This window comes from Dolichospermum planctonicum (genome assembly GCF_005402965.1).
GTDB classification, from domain to species: Bacteria; Cyanobacteriota; Cyanobacteriia; order Cyanobacteriales; family Nostocaceae; genus Dolichospermum; species Dolichospermum planctonicum.
The window spans coordinates 11622-32440 of sequence record NZ_BJCF01000037.1 but is presented as its reverse complement, the minus strand read 5'-3'; the positions used below and the strand labels follow the sequence as shown (position 1 = coordinate 32440).

Annotated in this window: 17 protein-coding genes and 1 pseudogene; 9 read left to right on the top strand and 9 right to left on the bottom strand. The window is 37.1% G+C overall.

The genetic code is table 11. The annotated features are described in order from the left end of the window. Positions 1-21: 21 nt before the first annotated feature. The gene (locus FFO06_RS15300; RefSeq protein ID WP_137908808.1) at positions 22-1470 is read left to right on the top strand and encodes a bifunctional orotidine-5'-phosphate decarboxylase/orotate phosphoribosyltransferase; all 1449 of its coding nucleotides are present in this window, start codon (positions 22-24) and stop codon (positions 1468-1470) included. Positions 1471-1793: 323 nt separating this feature from the next. Here FFO06_RS15300 and FFO06_RS22610 read toward each other — a convergent pair whose 3' ends face one another. The 3 genes and pseudogenes from FFO06_RS22610 to hsdR all read right to left on the bottom strand — a co-directional run. Then, a complete protein-coding gene (locus FFO06_RS22610) occupies positions 1794-1928 on the bottom strand; it encodes a restriction endonuclease subunit S (protein ID WP_370743859.1) in 135 nt (44 codons plus the stop codon). A 185-nt stretch (positions 1929-2113) separates the two neighbouring features. Then, positions 2114-2269, bottom strand: a complete 156-nt coding sequence (locus FFO06_RS21620) for a type I restriction-modification system subunit M (protein ID WP_137908807.1) — start codon at positions 2267-2269, stop codon at positions 2114-2116. A 79-nt stretch (positions 2270-2348) separates the two neighbouring features. After that, positions 2349-3700 (bottom strand): annotated as a pseudogene (gene hsdR / locus FFO06_RS22605) (EcoAI/FtnUII family type I restriction enzme subunit R); the annotation flags it as partial. Positions 3701-3928: 228 nt separating this feature from the next. On the opposite strand from hsdR, the gene sbcC reads away from it, so the two are divergent. Both sbcC and FFO06_RS15275 read left to right on the top strand, forming a co-directional pair. Then, entirely contained in the window at positions 3929-6955 is a 3027-nt protein-coding gene (gene sbcC, locus FFO06_RS15280) for an exonuclease subunit SbcC (protein ID WP_137908806.1), read from the top strand. 55 nt (positions 6956-7010) lie between these two features. Beyond that, the gene (locus tag FFO06_RS15275) at positions 7011-7688 is read left to right on the top strand and encodes an HAD family hydrolase (RefSeq protein ID WP_137908805.1); all 678 of its coding nucleotides are present in this window, start codon (positions 7011-7013) and stop codon (positions 7686-7688) included. A gap of 48 nt (positions 7689-7736) precedes the next feature. On the opposite strand, the gene FFO06_RS15270 is transcribed toward FFO06_RS15275, so the two are convergent. After that, the gene (locus FFO06_RS15270) at positions 7737-8366 is read right to left on the bottom strand and encodes a CPP1-like family protein (RefSeq protein WP_137908804.1); all 630 of its coding nucleotides are present in this window, start codon (positions 8364-8366) and stop codon (positions 7737-7739) included. Between the two features lie 743 nt (positions 8367-9109). Between FFO06_RS15270 and FFO06_RS15265 the strand changes: the two genes are divergently transcribed. Next, positions 9110-9808, top strand: coding sequence for a response regulator transcription factor (locus FFO06_RS15265; protein WP_137908803.1), 699 nt, complete (start codon positions 9110-9112; stop codon positions 9806-9808). A gap of 120 nt (positions 9809-9928) precedes the next feature. Here FFO06_RS15265 and FFO06_RS15260 read toward each other — a convergent pair whose 3' ends face one another. Next, positions 9929-10264, bottom strand: a complete 336-nt coding sequence (locus FFO06_RS15260) for a rhodanese-like domain-containing protein (RefSeq protein ID WP_137908802.1) — start codon at positions 10262-10264, stop codon at positions 9929-9931. Positions 10265-10435: 171 nt separating this feature from the next. On the opposite strand from FFO06_RS15260, the gene mutL reads away from it, so the two are divergent. Beyond that, positions 10436-12112 carry a DNA mismatch repair endonuclease MutL gene (mutL, locus tag FFO06_RS15255; RefSeq protein ID WP_137908825.1) on the top strand — a complete coding sequence of 559 codons (1677 nt, stop codon included), beginning with the start codon at positions 10436-10438 and terminating at the stop codon, positions 12110-12112. 59 nt (positions 12113-12171) lie between these two features. Further along, a complete protein-coding gene (locus tag FFO06_RS15250) occupies positions 12172-12429 on the top strand; it encodes a hypothetical protein (protein WP_236097159.1) in 258 nt (85 codons plus the stop codon). Here the strand turns inward: FFO06_RS15250 and FFO06_RS15245 are convergent. Both FFO06_RS15245 and FFO06_RS15240 read right to left on the bottom strand, forming a co-directional pair. Then, positions 12424-12693 (bottom strand): ParE family toxin-like protein, encoded by a 270-nt coding sequence (locus tag FFO06_RS15245; protein ID WP_137908801.1) that lies wholly within the window; start codon positions 12691-12693, stop codon positions 12424-12426. The two genes, FFO06_RS15250 and FFO06_RS15245, sit on opposite strands and share 6 nt — an antisense overlap. Next, the gene (locus tag FFO06_RS15240; protein ID WP_137908800.1) at positions 12690-12920 is read right to left on the bottom strand and encodes a hypothetical protein; all 231 of its coding nucleotides are present in this window, start codon (positions 12918-12920) and stop codon (positions 12690-12692) included. Before FFO06_RS15240 ends, FFO06_RS15245 begins: the two co-directional genes overlap by 4 nt. Before the next feature lie 306 nt (positions 12921-13226). On the opposite strand from FFO06_RS15240, the gene FFO06_RS15235 reads away from it, so the two are divergent. Further along, entirely contained in the window at positions 13227-14966 is a 1740-nt protein-coding gene (locus FFO06_RS15235; RefSeq protein WP_236097158.1) for an AAA family ATPase, read from the top strand. A gap of 255 nt (positions 14967-15221) precedes the next feature. On the opposite strand, the gene nagZ is transcribed toward FFO06_RS15235, so the two are convergent. Continuing rightward, positions 15222-16307 carry a beta-N-acetylhexosaminidase gene (nagZ, locus tag FFO06_RS15230; RefSeq protein WP_137908799.1) on the bottom strand — a complete coding sequence of 362 codons (1086 nt, stop codon included), beginning with the start codon at positions 16305-16307 and terminating at the stop codon, positions 15222-15224. 333 nt (positions 16308-16640) lie between these two features. After that, positions 16641-17858 (bottom strand): septal ring lytic transglycosylase RlpA family protein, encoded by a 1218-nt coding sequence (locus tag FFO06_RS22475; RefSeq protein WP_137908798.1) that lies wholly within the window; start codon positions 17856-17858, stop codon positions 16641-16643. Between the two features lie 564 nt (positions 17859-18422). Here FFO06_RS22475 and pds point away from each other — a divergent pair. Together pds and crtB are read left to right on the top strand one after the other, a co-directional pair. Continuing rightward, a complete protein-coding gene (gene pds, locus FFO06_RS15220; protein WP_028091764.1) occupies positions 18423-19883 on the top strand; it encodes a 15-cis-phytoene desaturase in 1461 nt (486 codons plus the stop codon). Continuing rightward, on the top strand, positions 19867-20799 hold the full coding sequence (gene crtB / locus FFO06_RS15215) for a 15-cis-phytoene synthase CrtB (RefSeq protein ID WP_137908797.1): 933 nt from the start codon (positions 19867-19869) through the stop codon (positions 20797-20799). The genes pds and crtB overlap by 17 nt, the downstream gene beginning before the upstream one ends. The last annotated feature ends 20 nt before the right edge of the window (positions 20800-20819 follow it).

Here is a 20819-nt window from a genome sequence, read left to right as displayed (position 1 = left end):
CAGATATTGCCAGGAAAATTTATGAACTTTTATGATAAGCTAAATGGAGCGATCGCCCAAAATCAAAGTTTACTGTTTGTAGGACTAGATCCTAATCCAGAAATGCTCCCTGAGCGATATTCCCAGAAATCACATCCCAATACTATGATTGATAGTCTGTGGGAGTGGTTGGAATTTACTATCACCCAAACCAGTGATTTAGTCTGTGCTTATAAACCCACTCTGGGATTTTACGCAGCTTTAGGTATTCCAGGATGGGAATTACTACAACGAACTTTAAAAGCTATTCCTGCCCACATTCCGATTATATTAGATGCCAAACATAGCGATCTCAATACTAGTACAATTTTCGCTAAAACTGTTTTTGAAGAATGGCAGATTGATGCAATTACGTTGAGTCCTTATGCGGGACAGGATCACGTAGCCCCCTTTTTAGTTTATCCCGATAAAGCCGTTTTTATTTTGTGTACAACTTCCAATCCAGGTGCTGTGATTTTGCAGCAATATCCCACAGCGGAATCACCTTTTTATTTACAAGTAGTCAAGGAAGCAAAAAATTGGGGAACACCTGAACAACTGGGTTTAGAAGTAGGAACTATTCAGCCAGACATTTTAGCAAAAATTCGCAAAGAAGCACCGGAAAGAGTAATTTTAGCCCGCAGTATTTGGTCTGAAGGTGGTAATCTGAAAAACTTACTATCAGCGGGATTAAATTATAATAGTGATGGTTTACTTCTTCCCGTTTCCCAAGATATGTTAGGAAGCGAAAATCTATCTACACAACTGCAATCTTTAAGGGCGGAAATTAATCATCTCAGAACTGAAATTTCCCAGGAAAACTCTGTTTGTTCTGTCTGGTTTCCTGATGTTTGTTTGTTAAATCAACACCCACTTTTAGATTTGATTTTACAACTTTATGACATTGGTTGTATTATGTTTGGGGAGTTTGTCCAAGCTTCTGGAGCTACTTTTCCCTATTATATAGACCTACGCAAAATCATTTCCAATCCCCAAATATTTCATCAAATAGTGATTGCTTATGCAGAGATTCTCAAAGACTTAACTTATGATAGAATAGCGGGTATTCCCTATGGTTCTTTACCTACTGCTACTGGATTATCATTACATCTAAATTCCCCGATGATTTTCCCCCGCAAAGAAGTAAAAGCACACGGGACGCGCAAGGTAATTGAGGGTAATTTTAATCCTGGAGAAGTTGTTGTAGTTGTTGACGATATTTTGATCAGTGGTAAAAGCGTCATGGAAGGAGCAGAAAAGTTAAAATATGCGGGATTAAATGTCAATGATATTGTGGTATTCATGGATCATGAGCAAGGGGTAAAAGACAGGTTGCGAGAAAATGGCTATCAAGCACACGCGGTTTTAACAATTTCTGAAATTACAGAAACTTTATATGCAGCAGGCCGTATTACTGAGGAGCAATTTAAAACTTTAGTAGAAACAAATTAGACATTTCTGAAGCCCTATTCTGGCCTAAGTCTTGGGTAATAATGATCAGAAAAATAGGGTAGCTAAATCCGCACTGAATTAATTTACGCAATAAATGTATAATTTAATTTAAGTGCGAAAATTTTTTTAAAGGGTAATGAGGTTGACTTTTGCCGGCGAATGTGGTATTTTTATAATGGGAGGCTATGGTTTAAATAAAATTTTGCTTACACTCGATTATATTAATATGACTATCATAGCACAACGAAATCCCAACCAACCCCAAAAATAAAAATTTTTTTTCAAAAAAACTTAGAAAAAATCATTTAAATGATAATTTAAACTTATAACACACATTCCGCTACTTTGGTAACGATGCGTTTTTGTTCATTGAGGGGTGGGAGAGGGAAAAGATAATTTTTTACTGTTGATGTAGCTAATTCTATTTGTTTTGTTGAACCAGAAGATTTTGCTTCTATTTCGCTTTGTACAAAATCACTAGCTATCTAAAAATATATAAACTTAGATTCAATCAAAATAGGACGAATAACAGTTACATGAGAATCTGCAACTACTTTTTTGTAAATATTTTCTTCATGAATATAAATACAAACACGCCCTAAAGTTCCTGTTCCTGTTGAGTTTAAAAGTAAATCTCCTGTTTCTAAAAATCTTTCATCAGAATATTTTTCAACGCTTTCAGGACAAATAAATTTAGCTTTTTGAAGCTCAATTGACTAATACGCTGGGCATCACCATCTACACCCGCATCTTTACGCATGATATCCTGAATAGTTTTAATTGTGGTACTGATTGACATATTTAATAAACTATGTTTGGTACTGTGACTAATATTATACTAAGTCGTCATCTAAAGATGATTAAAAATTTTATCCTATTTTGGCAACCAAATCACCATTTTCATTAATTAAAGCCTGACGCATTCTTTCCGCGTGGTCTATATCTTCACAGAAAACAATGGTTTTATCAAATCGGTTGGTAGCTTTGAGAAATTCGGTAATTTTTTTCGCCACTAAAATATCTCGATTTTCTAATATTAATGTGCGGTTAATGTCTTTTTGGCTGTAAAGTTTATCTGCAATTAATCGCTGATATTTATCTAATTCTCCTGGTGCTGGTTGCCAGCCTTCTAAGTCTTTATCAATGTCAATTCTGACAACTTTATAAGGGGCTAAAAATCCATCTTCTATGCCCTGTTTCAGAGAATAAGTATAAATGGGTTGGCCAAAATAATCTATATTGGAAACCTCTTTAGTTTCCTTGGGTGTAGCTGTTAAACCGATTTGCGTAGCAGCAGAAAAATATTCTAAAATTTCCCGCCATGCAGAATCATCAGCCGCGCTACCACGATGACATTCATCAATGATAATTAAATCAAAGAATCCCCTAGAGAATTGTTTATAGATATTTTTAGATTCCTCTGTTCTTGATACACCTTGATAAAGGGCTAAATAAATTTCATAGGCTGTATCTACCTGACGTTTAATGATTTTCGTCATGGGAGAACCAAAGGGTTTAAAATCATTGGTTTTAGTTTGGTCTATGAGAATATTTCTATCTGCTAAAAATAAGATTTTGTTTTTAGTTTTAGATCTCCATAACCGCCAAATAATTTGAAAAGCTGTGAAGGTTTTCTCCGTACCTGTAGCCATAACTAATAATATCCTGTTTTCACCTTGAGCGATCGCTTCTACAGTTTTATTAATAGCAGTTGATAATAACGGGGTGATTTACCACTACCATCATCATAATAACTTTGGTTAACAATAGGCTGTAATTGATCATCAATATTTCGCCATTGACAGTAACGTTGCCATAATTCTTGAGGGGTGGGAAATTTATCTAAAGGAATTTCTCTTTCTATGATTCCTGATGTTACAGTTCTATCATGTTCTAAAAATGCGTCACCATTGGAACTGTAAACGAAAGGTATATCTAACATTTCTGCATAATTAAGCGCTTGCTGCATTCCACTTCCCACACTGTGGTTATTATCTTTCGCTTCAATGACAGCAATTTGGATATTAGGTTTGTAATAAAGAATATAATCAGCGCGTTTACTTTCACCCCTATGGACCATTTTCCCCCTTACATAAATCTGTCCTGCGGTAAAAGTGACTTCTTCACGGATTTGGGTGTGTAAATCCCACCCTGCGGTTTGTACTATGGCAGGAGTAATGTATTTAGTACAGATGTCGCGCTCACTGAGGGCTTTCTTGTCAAAGTCCATAAAATTGATTATTGTGATGTCTTCAGCACATATATTACCTATTGTATCAGTAACCGCAATTTTGACAATCACTTCCCCTGACATTTAAAAAAAATTGTCTTGAGATTGTAAATTTTTGTAAAATTGATGTCTTTAAAACTAGAAATATGCCTACTAGATAGCTAAACTAACAAAAAGTGCATCTGTACTGTTAACGATCAAAATTGTCAATGTGGCACAATAGCTTGAATGATTCCAGTTCAACTTATCATTAAAAACTTTCTCAGTTACCGTGATGCAGCTTTAGATTTTAGCGGTTTGCATACGGCGTGTATTTGTGGTTCTAATGGTGCGGGAAAATCTTCTCTTTTAGAAGCTATCACTTGGGCAATTTGGGGTGAAAGCCGTGCTAATGTTGAAGATGATGTAATTCATGCTGGTGCAAAAGAAGTCCGAATTGATTTCACTTTCCAAAGTGGTCAGCAAACTTATCGGGTAATTCGCAACCGGGTCAGGGGTGGAACTAGCATTTTAGAATTTCAAATTGAAACTCCTGCGGGGTTTCGTCCTTTGACGGGTAAGGGTTTAAAAGCCACTCAGGATGTAATTCTCGAACATATTAAGTTAGATTATGAGACTTTTATTAATTCTGCTTATTTGCGTCAAGGGAAAGCCGACGAGTTTATGCTCAAACGTCCCACCGAACGTAAGGAAATTTTAGCGGAATTATTAAAATTAAATCAGTATGATGAGTTAGAAGAACGAGCCAAGGACAATTCTAAACTTTTCAAGGGACGAGGGGAGGAATTAGAACGTTCTTTGGAAAACATCAAAATTCAACTCCAAGAACGAGAAACAACGGAAAACCAACGGGCTGAGTTAGAAGCGCAACTACAGGATTTACAACAGGTACAAACTTTTGAGAATAACCAATTACAAAGTTTACAGGTTATTCAACATCAAAGACAAAATTGGGAACAACAATTAAATTTTGTGCGCCAACGATATGATAATTTTAGCCAAGATAGCGATCGCTTAAAACAAGAACAATTATCTGTTAAATCCCAATTAACAGAATTAGAAAAGATTTTAAGTCAACAAAATGATATTCAAGCCGGTTATACTCAATATCAAAATTTGCGATCCCAAGAAGAAATTTTTGCGGCCAAATTTGAACAACATACCCGCGCTACCAATTCAAAACAACAAAAACAACAACAGCTATATAAACAAATTCAAGATTTAGAACGCCAATTGCAAAAAGCTGAAGCAGAATTAGCAGCTTTGGAACAGCAAGAACTAGAAATTGTCCAAACTCTGAGTAAATCTGGAGATATAGAAACAGCTTTATTACAATTAAATAACGCCCGTCAGCATTTAGCTAATTTAGATCAATTGCAAATGCAAGTAACACCATTATTACAACAAAGGGCAAGTTTGCAAACTCAATTAGATCGGGATCATGCTACTTTAGTAGCACGGTTGGAGCAAATGCAAGCTGCGGAAAAGAAATTAGAAAATCAATATCATCGTCAACCCCAAATAGAAAAAGCAATAACAGAGGTAGAAACGAAAATTGAAGAACTAGATAAAAAGCGAGTTTATCTGCAAAGAGTCAAGGAAAAAGGACAGGAAAGACGACATTTTTTTGAACGTTTACAAGCTCACCAAAGAGATTATGAAAAGTTATTAGCAGAACTAGAACAAAAACTGCAAATGTTACAAAATCCCGATGCTACTTGTCCTTTATGTGAACGTCCTTTAAATGAACATCATTGGAGTCGAGTTGTTGAAAAAACTCAATCAGAATATGAAGATACCCAAGGACAATTTTGGGTAGTACGGGAACAAATTGCGGTTTCAGATCGGGAAATTCAGGTACTCAGACAAGAATATCGGGAAATAGACCAAAAGTTATCTGGTTATGATTTATTGCGGGAACAACGGGGACAATTAGCAGCACAGTTACAAGCTATAATGGATGTCCAACAACAATTAATACAAGTTATTTCCGAAAAAGAACAGTTAGAAATTTGCTTACAAACTGGTGATTATGCACCGGAAAAACAAGCAGAAATTCAAGAATTAGATCAATATATTCAACAACTTAATTATAGTGAACAAGATCACGCCCTCGCTCGGAATGAGGTAGAAAGATTGCGCTGGGCAGAAATTAAACAAGGAGAAATTAAAGAAGCAATAAAAAGGCAGAAAAAACTAGCAGCTAGAAAACCAGAATTGACAGCAAATATTACTCAATTAAAATTGCAAATTCAACAGGAACAAACTGATTCTGATTGTGCGAGAGAAATCGCTAGTCTAGAACAGCAAATTGCGGAAATTGGCTATAGTTCAGAACAGCATAATTATCTGCGTCAAGGTGTGCGTCAAGGGCAAAGTTGGCAGTTACGTCATCAACAATTATTATCGGCACAGGAGCAATATCCCCAACTAAGAAATAAATGGCAAGATTTAGGAGATTCATTAGCAAGAGTTGGTAAAGAAAGAGAAATATTAACTCAACAAATTGATGATATTGTCAAACAATTAACTGACAGTGCTAACCCTACAGCCCAAATTAATAATTTAGAACAGCAAATAGCAAATCGCAGACGAGAACTAGATCATAAAATCTCTCATTTGGGACAATTAAAACAAATGTCGCTGCAATTAGAAACTTTACAAAATCAATATGAACAAGAAAGAGAACAATTGCAAATTTGTAAACAGCAACAGCGTGTTTATCAAGAATTAGCTCAAGCTTTTGGCAAAAATGGGATTCAAGCTTTAATGATTGAAAATGTTTTACCCCAATTGGAAGCAGAGGCCAATCAATTACTTTCTCGATTGAGTGCGAATCAATTTCACGTCCAATTTATCACCCAAAAAGCCGGACGTAGTGGCAAATCCAGTAAGAAAAATGCTAAATTAATAGATACATTAGATATTTTAATTGCTGACGCTAGGGGAACAAGGTCTTATGAAACTTATTCGGGAGGAGAAGCTTTTAGAATTAATTTTGCTATTCGTTTAGCTTTAGCCAAATTATTGGCACAAAGAGCAGGGGCATCATTACAATTATTAGTAGTAGATGAAGGTTTTGGTACTCAAGATGGGGAAGGATGCGATCGTCTAATTGCTGCTATTAATGCCATATCATCTGATTTTGCCTGTATCTTAACTGTAACTCATATGCCCCACTTAAAAGAAGCGTTTCAAGCCAGAATTGAAGTGAGTAAAAATCAGCAAGGTTCACAGTTACAATTATTAATGTAAACTCAGATCCCCGACTTCTCCAATAAGTCGGGGATCTATATTCAATTATCTACTCATGCTGAGATTAATTACTGACTTTGACGGTCCAATTATGGATGTTTCAGAACGATATTACCGTGTTTATCAGTTGTGTCTAGAGAAAACCCGATATCCGGGACAAACAATTACAGAACTTTCTAAAGCCGAATTTTGGCAACTGAAGCGATCGCATACTCCTGAACTTCAAATTGCGTTAAAATCGGGTTTAGATGCCCAACAAGGGCAAAAATTCACCCAAATCCGCAAACAAACAGTCCATACTCTACCCTACTTCCAATATGATACCTTGATCCCCACTGCATTACAAGCACTTAGTAAAGTTCAGGCTGCTGGTGTTGATTTAGCTGTAATGACTATGCGGAGGGTACGAGAATTAGACTATGCTTTTGGTCAGCACAATTTAGGTGAGTTTTTCCCGGAAAACCGCCGTTATTGTCTCAGTAATGACTATGTAAAAACCCGTGATGTCGAAGATAAACCTTTATTAATGGCTAAAGCATTAGCCGAACTCCCCCCTGCGGCTGATACTTGGATGGTAGGGGACACAGAAGCCGATATCGCGGCCGCCAAAAAACATGATATTAAAATTATTGCTGTTGAGTCTGGTATCCGCGATCGCACCCAACTAGCATCATATCAACCTGATATGATTCTTCCAGACTTAAAAACTGTGGTGGATTATCTCTTTAAGTAGTAGCGATAAAAATAATGGGTAATCGGCCATTAACCAATTACCCATTAACTAACGTAAAAAGCTACTTACTAACCAGATTAATATGAAAGTCAAAAGCGTTGAAAATTGATTCGCTGTCAAATTTATCAATGGTAATAGTAGTGGTAATATCCAGCCAGCAATTAAACCGCCCGCAATTAAGCCGATAATTAAACTAACCAGCGTGAATAAAACTGCTCGACCAAATTTGCCTTCCTTGCGATTGAGGAAGTAAACACCAACACCCACCCCAACTACCAATGCCAGTTGCAAAACCTGCTCAGTATCACCGGGATAAAACAGACTAATCGCACCCAAACCCAGATAACAGACCCCTGGTAATAGCACATCGGTCAATGTTGGCCTATCCAAACTTCTTTGTAGCCATTCAGGAGCTTGTTGGTTCGGGGTTAAACCTGCTTGGGGAATAGAACGAACTCGCATCTCTGGAAATCGGATTCGCTCAGGTACTTTGATTTTCCCTTCTTGGCGCATCCGCAGGCGCTCCATTAAAATCGCATCATAAGCTGCTTCAATGACTTCTCGGCTATTACTCTCACCACCATATTTTTCTAATAGGCGATTTCGAGCTTCCTGAATTTCATCGAAGCTTGCGTCTTCTGATACCCCAATTTTTTCGTAGGGACTTTGATCACTCATGGGAGTTTATTACTTCAGCCTTAATTCAGCGGCACTCTTTATTTTGCAAGAAAACAACTTTAGGTTTTATATTGATCAAAACAAATCCAAAAAACGAAATTTACACAGAATACTCAACCTAAAATAAATAGGAGATTTTACTGCTTGCTTCTGTGGCTTTAAACCAGCCCGCGGACGGGTTTAAAGCCACAGGAGTAAATTTCGATCTGGCAATGGGTATGCAATAATTCTACACCAAATCATAAAAACCAGCACAACCATATAACTCAGAACCTTTTGTTTAAGTTTTAGTTCTAATTTTAGGGAGTGCATGATCTCCAACACTTGTGTATATTTTTATTATACAAAGGATTCCATATTTAACGTTTAATTGTCAAGATTTGGATCATATACAGCAGCTTTGAGGGGTAAAACCCTTTAGCTGCAAGGCTTCGTGATTCCAACTTTTACCTCATTGACTTGCAATATGCTGTATCTTGAACTAATTAGACGAATTATTTTATCCCTTGAGGACAATACTAGCATGAGTTTGTTTAATTGATCCAAAAATGATCTAAAAATTTATTTAATTTATCAAGAATTGCCGCAATGCCCCATTCCTCTATAGGGTGGGGAGCGTCAATCAAATAATCTGGATCATCATCTGTGTCCCCTGTAGATATTGAATTACTGCCAAAGTAGAACCTGGGTTCTTAGGCAATCATGTTTGTTAATGTTATGAACTTTTGTGAAAAATAATGGTCATGGCTGCTGCCAAGGTTCTTGTAGTTGACGACGATTCTGCGGTTCGGAATTTAATCCAACGTTTTTTGCTGCAACAAAATTATCAAGTAGAGTCCGCCGAAGATGGTAAAATGGCCCTAGCCGTATTTGAGCAATTTAACCCCGATTTGGTGATTTTGGATGTGAATTTACCAGATGTAGTTGGCTTTAATCTCTGTCAAGAAATGCAAAATCGTAGTGGTGTATTTGTGCTACTGCTGACTAGCAGGACAGATGAAGCCGATAAAATTCGCGGTTTTTCTAAGGGTGCTGACGATTACCTGACCAAGCCATTTGGTTTGGGAGAATTAGAGGTGAGAGTAGCCGCAATTTTGAGGAGACAGCGGGTTGTAGCTAATACAGAACAGCAGCGCTTAGTCTTTGAAAAGGTCATAATTGATTCTGTGCGACGGGAAGTAATGGTTAATAATGAGACCATCCCTTTAACAGCGCTGGAATTTGACTTGTTACATTTTTTAGCTAGTCATCCAGGCCGGGTTTGGCGAAGGGCCGAACTCATCCAACAAGTTTGGGACTATGAATACGTCGGGGATCAAAGGGTTGTAGATGTCCATATTGGTCAAATTCGCAAGAAAATTGAGTTAGATCCCAACCAATCAACGTTAATCCAGACGATACGTGGTGTAGGGTATAAGTTTGAATGCCCCACTTCACCGTAAAACTAGTTTTAATCAGATTACCATCTGTGAACTTTAACCACTTCCACATCTGAAAGGGGTGGGAGTGGTGACTAAATTTACGCGGTTAGCCTAACTTTTTGGTTGATTTGAGTACAGTTGTTAACCGTCTGTTCCTTCTGTAGCGCCGTTAATGGATTTCCAGGCTTGTAAACCACCTACAAGTTCGGCTACTGTTGTAAAACCAAGGAATTGTAAGGTTCTGACGGCTTGTGCTGCTTGGCTGTCATTTTCACCATAAATGTAAATTTGGCGTTCTCTATGTAAGCAAGTTTGGGCGCGATGTTCTAAGTCATTGAGGGGGATAGAAATTGCCCCGGTGATGCGGCTATGATTATAGTTTGAGCGATCGCGCACATCAATAATTGTAAAAGCAGGTTGTCCCCATTGCAGATTGGTCTTTAAGTCGTTAACATCAGCAACTAAATTAATACTCATAAGCTTTTCGTGCTGTCTAATCTATAAAAAATTTAGCAAATATCCCCTATTAATTCTTATTTCTTTAGAATGACAGCAGAATTTAGAAATTAATTTTTTGCAATCATAATATTGTAGGCTAATGTTTTCTAGATTTAGAAAATACTTAATTTTTAATTTTAATTCCTCATGATGGTATCTACTATTCAAGCTTTACCAACAGAAGTTGTATATTTAATTACGGCAGGAGAAGTAATTGACTCTTTGGTGGCCGTTGTCAGGGAGTTAGTAGAAAATTCCCTAGATGCTGGTGCAACGCGCATTGTAGTTTCTTTATGGCCACAATTATGGCGAGTTCGGGTAGCTGATAATGGTTGTGGTATGAATTTGGATGATTTGCAACAAGCTGCAACTGCACACAGTACAAGTAAAATTCATTCTAGTGCAGACTTATGGAAAATTAGCAGTTTAGGATTTCGTGGTGAAGCACTACATAGTTTAACAACGTTAGCAAATTTAGAAGTTTTAAGTCGTCCTTTAGGAGGAAGTGAAGGCTGGCGAATTGTTTATAATAACGAAGGAGAAGTAACAGAAGTAAATATTGCTGCTATTGCCCCTGGTACCGTGGTGACAGTGAATAATTTATTTGCTAATTGTACAGCCCGTCGTCAAGGTTTACCCGCGACAAATCAGCAATTAAAAGCTGTACAAGGGATAATTCAACAAATAGCTTTATGTCATCCTCATGTTCATTATCAAGTGTGGCAAAATGACAAAGAATGGTTTACAATTTGTCCCGCACCAACCGTGGGAAAATTAATTCCGCAAATTCTTCCTCAAGTCCGACAAGATGATTTATATGAAGTGAATTTAGAAATACCAAATCTGGAAAATTCGTCTTTACATTTAGTGATAGGTTTACCAGATAGATGTCATCGTCATCGTTTGGATTGGGTGAAAGTGGCAATTAATGGCAGGATAATTAAATCACCAGAATTAGAACAGAATATCTTATCAGCTTTCCATAAAACATTACCACGCGATCGCTATCCCGTGTGTTTTTTACATTTGCATATTCCTCCTGAGCAAATTAACTGGAATCGCCACCCAGCCAAAACAGAAATATATCTGCATGATCTACCTTTTTGGCAAGAACAAATTACCGCAGCTATCAACAAATCTCTGAGGATTTCCGAAACTAATATTAAAGAATCAGTTCACACTAGCAGAATTAGTAATTTATTAAAAGTAGCAGAATCTAAAGGTGAATATAGATTCAATTCTCAAAATTCTCAAAATTCTCAAAATTCTGAAAACAATGAAACTCAAAACCATTTAAAAGCAATTGCTCAACTGAGTAATACTTATATAGTTGCTGAACATTCTGGGGGAATGTGGTTAGTAGAACAACATATAGCCCATGAACGAGTATTATATGAACAATTATGTGATCACTGGCAATTAGTACCTGTAGAAACCCCAATTATTATTTATCAATTATCACCAGCGCAGGTTTCCCAATTAGAACGTATTGGTTTAGATATAGAACCATTTGGTGATAAAATTTTTTGCGTGCGGAACATCCCAACCATGTTAAAACAAAGAGAAGATTGTGCTGAAGCAATTTTAGAATTAAGTTGGGGGGGAGACTTACAAACTGCTCAAATTGCAGTTGCTTGTCGGAGTGCAATTCGTAATGGTACAAAAATGAGTTTACCAGAAATGCAGACCTTATTAGATAATTGGCAACGTACCCGCAACCCGCGCACTTGTCCCCATGGTAGACCAATTTATTTATCTTTGGAAGAATCAGCACTAGCGCGGTTTTTTCGACGGAATTGGGTAATTGGGAAAAGTCATGGAATTTGAAGTATTTTTTAACCGAACGGATGATAATATTAATATATTAGTTGATGAGATAAAAAATTATGTCAACAATGCAACGGGAGTCAGAATTATTGTTAAAGATTAATCAGGGTATTCCGTTAGATATTCAAAAATCTTACAACAATTTAATCGCTAAAAGAGATGTAAAAACTCTTAGCAATGATGAATATAAAGAATTATTGCGCTTAACTGAACAGATTGAAAAACAGCAAGCACAACGGATTGAATATTTAGCAGAGTTAGCGAGTTTAAAAGGAATTTCGCTGAATACGTTGATGGAAAATTTTGTCTTTTTATAATCGCTGAAGTAACTCATCATACTCAGCATGAGTACCTATCCAAAACCAGTAGATATGATCTTCCTCTAATAATCCGAGAACGCGATAGTTGATTCCCACACGAGCGGAGTATATTGGTTGACGCTGACTCACTTTTTTAAACTGAAAACTATTATGATAAGGGTCAAAACGCCACAAGCGGTATGTTTTAGTTGCTTGTTTCCTAACTGTTGCAGGAAGTTGACCAAGTTGCTGACGAAATGTATTTGTTACGCTTGACTTCATGGTTGAGGGGGAAAAACTTCATCGAGAGGAGTAATCTCACCAGATGCTATTTCCTGACGCACCATTTCAGCTATACTATCCCACTGATTATCTGTTGTAGCTGCAAAACGAATTTTCCAACCTTGCTCATTTTTGATTTCTGCGAGAAGACGGGTAGCAATTGCATTTTGTTCTTCTGCTGGTAATTTTTCAATTTCTGAAATAACTTGCTGTAGTAATTCAGTCATGGTTTAGAAATTTGAATTGCCTTTTACTAGCTATGATATCAAGTATTTGAATTAATAATGCGCTTTGCTGCCCTTATGCGTCTCACAACCCCAAAACAAGCGATACTTACGGTAAGCTTCGCTAACTCTCCCTTAATTTACATCTATCAAGCATCTAACACACTGCTATACTGAGTTTATTTGATTTTACTTGTCAAATTAAGTTAAATTGTCAATAATAGAATTAACTCAATAAATAAATGAAATCAAATGTATATCAAGAAGTTACAAGTATTTAATTATAAGTCTTATTACGACTCTGGAGAAATGGAATTTTCACCAGGTGTCAATATTATTGTTGGACGAAATAATGCAGGTAAAACATCTTTACTTGAGGTACTGACTTTGGATTTTGAAGATCATCCGCATAGAAGTATCAAGACATTGCCAAATAAAAGTTCGAGGTTAGAAGAAAAATCGAGAATAGAAATTATTTGGGATATTGAAAAAGAAGAATTACTAAGTTTTATGAAACAGATGTCTCCTGATCTTGGTATTCCAGCACCTAAATTAGATGAAAATTATATTGAAATGCTTTCACTGGACTATCAAAATTCTGAGGATTCTCCAGAAGAATATAAAATAAAGTATGGAAAGTATTTATATGGTTGTTTGCTTCGTGACTTGAGTGAATTTAAAACTTTCTTAGAAAATTCGGATTCTATTGATATAAGTTTATGTATTTATAGAAACATCAATTTAAATCATACAAGTCTACAGAAATTACTTAATTTTGAATCGTATAGTTATGATTATAATGAAGATTTTAATGGGAGATTTTATAAAATATTCTTCGACAATAATGAAATGATTATCGAAGATTTTTACCATGATGATTGCGAAGAATCAAAGGGAACAATTAATGAAAGCATTGGTAAGAAACTATTTGATACTTTTGTAAGTCGTATTTATAAGTTTAAAGCTGAACGTTTAAATATTGGTACTTATAAACTTAACATTCAGAGAACTGAAGTTATAACCAAGAGTGAATTAAAACCAGATGCTTCTAATCTTGCTGAAGTTCTTTTTAGATTAAATAGTGAAAATCGTGGAATGTTTGATTATTTTACTGAATTAGTTTCAAATATTCTGCCTGAAATAGAGTCAATTACTGTAGCATTAAGAGATAATTCAGATTTGGAAATACTGGTTTGGAATAAAGATAGTATTAAACATCGTAGAGGTGATTTAGCACTACCTCTATCTTCATGCGGAAGTGGCGTTAGTCAAGTCTTAGCAATTGTATATATCCTAGTTTCTTCTATTCACGAACCTAGAACAATAATTATTGATGAACCACAATCATTTTTACATCCAGGTGCAGCAAGAAAGCTGATAGAGACTATTAAACAATTTCCCCAACATCAATATTTTATTGCTACTCATTCACCAGAAATTATCACAGCAGCTAATCCATCTAATATTATTAAACTGCAATATGAAAATTGTCAAACAACTGCATTAAGAATAGATACAAAAGATATAGAATCACAAAATGAAATATTAGATGAACTGGGAATTAGATTATCTGACGTTTTTGGTGCTGATAATATCCTTTGGGTAGAAGGTCCGACTGAGGAAAAATGTTTTCCGTTGATATTGGAAGAATTAGCCAAAATTCCCTTGAGGGGGCTTAAAATTTTATCTGTTAATAGTACAGATGCTCTTTTGGATGGAAAACATTCTGATCTTGTTGCTGAAGTATACAAAAAACTTACAACTGGAGCAAGTTTATTTCCACCAGCAATTGGATTTATATTTGATAGAGAAAATAAGACAGAAGCAAAGATTAAAGAATTAGAAAAGAGAAATTTTACATTTTTGAATTTACCCATGTATGAAAATTATTTACTGAATGCAGAAGCCATATCAGCAATAATTAACCAAAAGGCTAAATGGCTAGAGACACCCAAATTCAAGAATATCTGGATATTATTAAGCAGGAAAAAAGCAATTTACTTCCAGGTATCAAAAAAGAAGACGTTTCTGATGATAATTGGTTGTTGAAGATTCACGGGGCGAATATTCTTGAAAATTTGTTTCAAAAATTCTGTCAGAATCTATTAGAATTTAGAAAAACTAAGCATTCTTACAAACTTACCGAATGGCTAATTAAACATCAGCCAGCATTCTTATCTGAACTAGCAAAAGAGTTAAAAGAATGTTTGAGTAAACATAATTAACTAAACATCTTGAATATTTCTCTTGTTCTCTTCCTCTGCGCTCTCTGTGCCTCTGTGGTTCGTTAAAAATTCAATCCCCCTACAAACAACAACTTATAGCCAATTCCGCATTCTTCATCAACGTCTCCTTATCAAGAGTCGAAACCGGATATTGAGGAGTTACCCGCAATAAATTTTCCACCCTCTCCCGCGCTGCTTCCACCACTGCTATATCCAAACTACCATTATTTAAACTAGCAGAAAAATCCTGAGCTATTTTATATGTCCGTTCCAAAGAAGAAGAATTGATATTGCGAGAAACGATAAACAAATCACAACCAGCATCAAAAGCCCGCGCTACCGTTCCCGTTTTCATAAACATTTCTGATACAGCTTTCATATCTAAATCATCGGAAACTATCACACCTTGAAAACCTAACTCCTCTCTTAAAATATCATTTAAAATGATTTTAGATAACGTTGCTGGTACTTGTGGATCAATTTGCGGAAACAAAATATGTGCTGTCATGATTAACGGAATTTGTGCCTGAATTAATGTTTGAAAAGGAATCAATTCCCGGTTTCGTAAATCTTCCCAACTCAAATTTAATATTGGTAATTCCAAATGGGAATCTGTGCTAGTATCTCCATGGCCAGGAAAGTGTTTAGCACAACCTAAAATTCCCTCTTCTCGCAATCCTTGGTAATATTCCCGCACACATTGACTAGTTTTTTCTGGTGTAATTCCAAACGCACGCGGTCCAATAATTGGGTTTTGAGGATTTGAGAAAATATCCGCAACCGGAGACCAAGAAAGATTAATTCCCAGAGATTTTAATTCTCTAGCTGTGGCTTTAGCAACTTCAAAAGCGTGAGATTGTAATAAATAAGCATGAGGGAAACGGGTAATGGGTAAAGGAGTCCGCACTACTCGGCCACCTTCATGATCTAAAGTAGTAAACATGAAATCACGTTCGGTATATTGACGAATTTCATCAATGAGGTTTTTAAAGTTTTCTAACCAAATTGTATAGGGTACACCGTCGAGGAAATTTTTCCCGAAAAAGATGACACCAATGGGTTTTAATTCATTTAATACCCGTTTATCATCATCATTTAAAGTAGTTCCAGAAATACCCAAAATTAGATGATTACCAAAGCTTGGTGATGATTGAGATGTTGACATAATTAGTTTGATTAGTTGTTTTGCAGCTAAACTGGATCAGAATATGGATTCTAACTCTTGTGGGGTGGGCTTCTAGCCCGCCCAAATATATACAAAATATATAAATTAGGTACTTTTTAGCTGATCAATCAAAAGCTCCTGGCAATTTATCATTTTATGATAGCAAATAGATCCACTCTATAAAACTTATCCAAAACTACCCAAGTATAGACATATCTGGATACCGATAATCATAGTACATTCCGGCAAGTTTGTCTACATCTGGCTAGAATTTAAGTTACAGTTTCCAACCCCAACTTCTTCAAGATGTCGGGGATTTAAGGATGATTTTTACTAAAACCGAGAAACCAAGATCTCGCTTTTTGTATTAGCCAGATATTGTGTTTTTGGTGACAATGGTTTCAAGGTCATTTGTGGCGCATTTTGTTGTAAAACCACAGCCTGATAAGCTACGACTCCAGTATGTTCACTATCGAGACAACGAGCCGCTGTTCGAGATAAATCTAGGCTTCTGGGTGCAATGTAGGGGCCACGGTCATTAACACGCACAATTACGGATTTATTATTTTCTAAGTTTGTGACTTTTAAGTATGTATTAAAAGGTAGGGTACGATGGGCAACTGTGAAATCATCTTGATTATATATTTCACCATTTGCTGTTAAGCGACCATGAAAATAGCCGCCATACCAAGAAGCTAATCCAGAAAGTTTTGTGGTTGAAGACTCTAATCCATACATTGCCATTTGTCCTTGTATTAGCGTCAAGGGTTCGGTATGCAGGGCTATGCGGAGATTGTTACTCCATTCCAGGGCTAATATGTCACCGCTGCGACCAAGTTGAGCGGACAGTTTTCGTTCAATTGCAAATAGTAAGCGAGTACCTACCATGAGGGACGGAGTTTTATCCACTAAACCAGGTTGTATTTCTGTAGGTTGTACTTTTGGTGATTTCACTAATTGCTGTAAGCGGTTTTGTAAAGCATTAGCTGTAATGCGATCAGGGAGTCTAGCAACAAAGTTGTTATTAACCCATACTTCATAATTAGATACACTACGCTTGACAATTAATACTGGTGCATAATCGTAACTGCCATTTTGCTCTACTGCATTGTTAATGACATTAAAGAAGCTTTGGAGCGATCGCACAACAGTAGGAGGTGAAAAATCGAGTTTGGGAACACTAAACTGGGTGAATTTAACTAATACAGAGTTAGTAACATTTTTCCAAGGAGTTTGTGCAGCTATATTTTCTGGCACAGGGGAACAAAATTTTGTTTCTTTGGCCTTGAATGTTGTCAAATCTGGGATAATGGCGGCATCTCGATGTGATGCTAATTGTTTATTTATCCAATCAAAAGTGAAGAGAGTTTTTGATATGAAGATTTTTTGCCAAGCATTTTTATGTTGTTGAGCATTTGTCAAAAATTGATGCTGATCCTTGACTAAATTAGCTGTAAATTGTGTTGGGGATGCCAACCCCATTGGTAAAGCTGTCAACATGAAAGTACCACCCGTAAAGGATGTTAACCATAGTATTCCGTTTGATATCATAGTTTAGTTATTGTGGAAATAGATGCTAAATTTCCGGGTAAATATGCCCAGATTAAACAAAAAAGGTTTTATTAAACAAGAGACAAATTTTTGGTAATTACATAATTAAATTTCAGATTTAATGATGATTAAACTGTCTGGGATCATCATATAACGCCATGGCTATTTAAATTGATAAGAATTTTAAATATATTTGCAGTAATTAGCAGTATTTCCCAAATTTTTGCTTATTAATGCTCATAATTTTCGCTATTTAGCTTACTGATTTAGAGACATAATTTACGTCTAAATACATAGATAAAAAACAGGCTTTTGTATTTGTAATCAGCAGTTAGCCGAAAAAATGCACGGATGGAAATTGAGATATAAACTACACCAAATATTTTTCTATAAAAAATATTTAGTTAATTAAATTACTTAATGTGTAAGTAAATTACATAGTTAGTGGCAGTGGGGGGAAATTTTTTAGGAGGTAATTCAGAGAGGAAACGGCAAATGTAAAGGATTGCAACGTATAATGAGAACGACAAAACAATTAAGAAATATTAAAGAACAGTAGGTTAAATGCAAGTAGCATTCACGAAGTGCAGCGTAGCCATCGCAGGAGGGGGTCTAGCAGGACTTTCCTGTGCAAAATATCTAACGGATCAAGGTTACACCCCCATTGTTTTGGAGCGTCGAGACGTAATTGGGGGGAAGGTGGCCGCGTGGAAGGATGCTGATGGTGATTGGTACGAAACAGGACTGCACATTTTTTTTGGGGCCTATCCCAATATGTTGCAGTTATTCAAAGAATTAGACATTGAAGATCGGTTGCAGTGGAAAGAACACACAATGATCTTTAATCAACCTGATTCCCCAGGAACTTACAGCCGTTTTGATTTCCCAGATTTACCGGCACCTATAAATGGTGTCATTGCCATTCTGAGAAACAACGATATGCTGACCTGGGCGGAGAAAATCAGTTTTGGTATCGGGTTACTACCAGCCATACTGCAAGGGCAAAAGTACGTGGAAGAAATGGACAAATATTCTTTCCGGGAGTGGTTGCAAAAACAAAACGTTCCGCCCCGGGTAGAAAAAGAAGTATTTATTGCTATGTCCAAAGCTTTGAACTTCATTAACCCAGAGGAAATTTCTGCCACGGTCTTATTAACAGCCTTGAATCGCTTCCTGCAAGAGAAAAACGGCTCAAAAATGGCCTTCCTAGACGGTTCACCCACAGAAAGATTGTGTCAGCCAATTATTGACCACATTACTGAAAGGGGTGGTGAGGTACGTCTGAATGCGCCTTTAAAAGAGATTTTACTCAATGAGGATGGAACTGTTAAAGGATTCCTATTGCGGGGCTTGAACGGGGCAGAAGATGAAATACTCACAGCGGATATTTATGTATCTGCCCTACCTGTTGACCCTTTAAAGCCGATTTTACCCAATGCGTGGAAAGAAATGCCATTTTTCCAACAATTAAACGGTTTAGAAGGTGTACCAGTGATTAATGTTCATATCTGGTTTGATCGCAAATTAACAGATATTGATCATCTACTATTTTCCCGGTCTCCACTCCTGAGCGTTTATGCTGACATGAGTAATACTTGCCGTGAATATGCCAATCCTGACCGTTCAATGTTGGAATTAGTTCTAGCACCAGCCGCAGATTGGATATCTAAATCCGATGAGGAAATCGTCGCTGCAACTATTAGCGAATTAGAAAAACTCTTTCCCCAACACTTTGGGGGAGATAATCCTACAAAAATACTGAAATATCATGTGGTGAAAACACCGCGTTCAGTTTACAAAGCTACCCCAGGTCGCCAAGAGTACCGTCCTTCCCAACAAACCCCCATTTCTAATTTCTATCTGACTGGGGATTATACAATGCAACGTTATCTCGCCAGTATGGAAGGGGCGGTACTTTCTGGTAAACTAACAGCGCAGGCCATTTCTCAAGCGCTGACGGTAGCAAATCCCTCTCACCTGCAAACGCCAACCCGACCGCCCGCCACGAATGCTGCAACTGCCTGATTCCCCCCCGCGCATGAAAACGCTGGTCTCTATAGATGAGTCATACAAGCTTTGTCGGGAACTCACTGCTAAGTACGCTAAGACTTTTTATTTGGGTACAATGCTGATGAGTCCGGCCAAGCGTCAATCTGTTTGGGCAATTTATGCCTGGTGTCGCCGTACAGATGAATTAGTGGATGGTCCTGCCTCCGCTATCACCACGCCAGAAACCCTAGAACTATGGGAAAATCAACTGGAGGCGATTTTTGCGGGCTGCCCTTTGGATAATTTTGATGTAGCGTTAGTAGATACCCTCCAACGCTTTCCTTTAGACATTCAACCCTTTCGGGATATGATTGCTGGTCAGCGCATGGATTTGCATCGTAGTCGCTATGAAACTTTTAAGGATTTATATCTCTACTGCTACCGGGTAGCGGGAACTGTAGGTTTGATGTCAACAACGATTATGGGTGTAGATAATAGCATCTATACAGCCCCTTGGCATCAAAACCAACAGCCCTATCTTCCCATAGAAGAAGCGATCGCTTTGGGAATTGCTAACCAACTTACGAACATCCTCCGTGATGTCGGTGAGGATGCCCGTCGCGGCCGCATCTATATTCCCTTGGAAGATTTGGCCAAGTTTAATTACACCGAGGAAGAATGTATCCAGGGCGTAGTTGATGACCGCTGGCGTTCACTCATGCAATTTCAAATTGATCGCGCCCGTCAATTCTATATTCAAGCAGATAAAGGTATTAGTTATCTCGCTGCTGATGCTCGGTGGCCTGTCTGGTCTGCATCTATGCTCTATGAGCAGATTTTAGAAATGATTGAGCGCAATGATTATGATGTGTTCAGTCAGCGAGCTTATGTTCCTCAATGGAAAAAGTTACGCACTTTGCCGGCAGCCTGGATGCGATCGCAAGTGCTATAACTTGTTTATTGGTCATTGGT

Bases quoted from the DNA above. Each gene is read 5' to 3' on its own strand.
- FFO06_RS15300 (WP_137908808.1), top strand. From the start codon at position 22: ATGAACTTTTATGATAAGCTAAATGGAGCGATCGCCCAAAATCAAAGT.
- FFO06_RS21620 (WP_137908807.1), bottom strand. From the start codon at position 2,269: ATGTCAATCAGTACCACAATTAAAACTATTCAGGATATCATGCGTAAA.
- sbcC (WP_137908806.1), top strand. From the start codon at position 3,929: ATGATTCCAGTTCAACTTATCATTAAAAACTTTCTCAGTTACCGTGAT.
- FFO06_RS15275 (WP_137908805.1), top strand. From the start codon at position 7,011: ATGCTGAGATTAATTACTGACTTTGACGGTCCAATTATGGATGTTTCA.
- FFO06_RS15270 (WP_137908804.1), bottom strand. From the start codon at position 8,366: ATGAGTGATCAAAGTCCCTACGAAAAAATTGGGGTATCAGAAGACGCA.
- FFO06_RS15265 (WP_137908803.1), top strand. From the start codon at position 9,110: ATGGCTGCTGCCAAGGTTCTTGTAGTTGACGACGATTCTGCGGTTCGG.
- FFO06_RS15260 (WP_137908802.1), bottom strand. From the start codon at position 10,264: ATGAGTATTAATTTAGTTGCTGATGTTAACGACTTAAAGACCAATCTG.
- mutL (WP_137908825.1), top strand. From the start codon at position 10,436: ATGGTATCTACTATTCAAGCTTTACCAACAGAAGTTGTATATTTAATT.
- FFO06_RS15250 (WP_236097159.1), top strand. From the start codon at position 12,172: ATGTCAACAATGCAACGGGAGTCAGAATTATTGTTAAAGATTAATCAG.
- FFO06_RS15245 (WP_137908801.1), bottom strand. From the start codon at position 12,693: ATGAAGTCAAGCGTAACAAATACATTTCGTCAGCAACTTGGTCAACTT.
- FFO06_RS15240 (WP_137908800.1), bottom strand. From the start codon at position 12,920: ATGACTGAATTACTACAGCAAGTTATTTCAGAAATTGAAAAATTACCA.
- FFO06_RS15235 (WP_236097158.1), top strand. From the start codon at position 13,227: ATGGAATTTTCACCAGGTGTCAATATTATTGTTGGACGAAATAATGCA.
- nagZ (WP_137908799.1), bottom strand. From the start codon at position 16,307: ATGTCAACATCTCAATCATCACCAAGCTTTGGTAATCATCTAATTTTG.
- FFO06_RS22475 (WP_137908798.1), bottom strand. From the start codon at position 17,858: ATGATATCAAACGGAATACTATGGTTAACATCCTTTACGGGTGGTACT.
- pds (WP_028091764.1), top strand. From the start codon at position 18,423: ATGCAAGTAGCATTCACGAAGTGCAGCGTAGCCATCGCAGGAGGGGGT.
- crtB (WP_137908797.1), top strand. From the start codon at position 19,867: ATGCTGCAACTGCCTGATTCCCCCCCGCGCATGAAAACGCTGGTCTCT.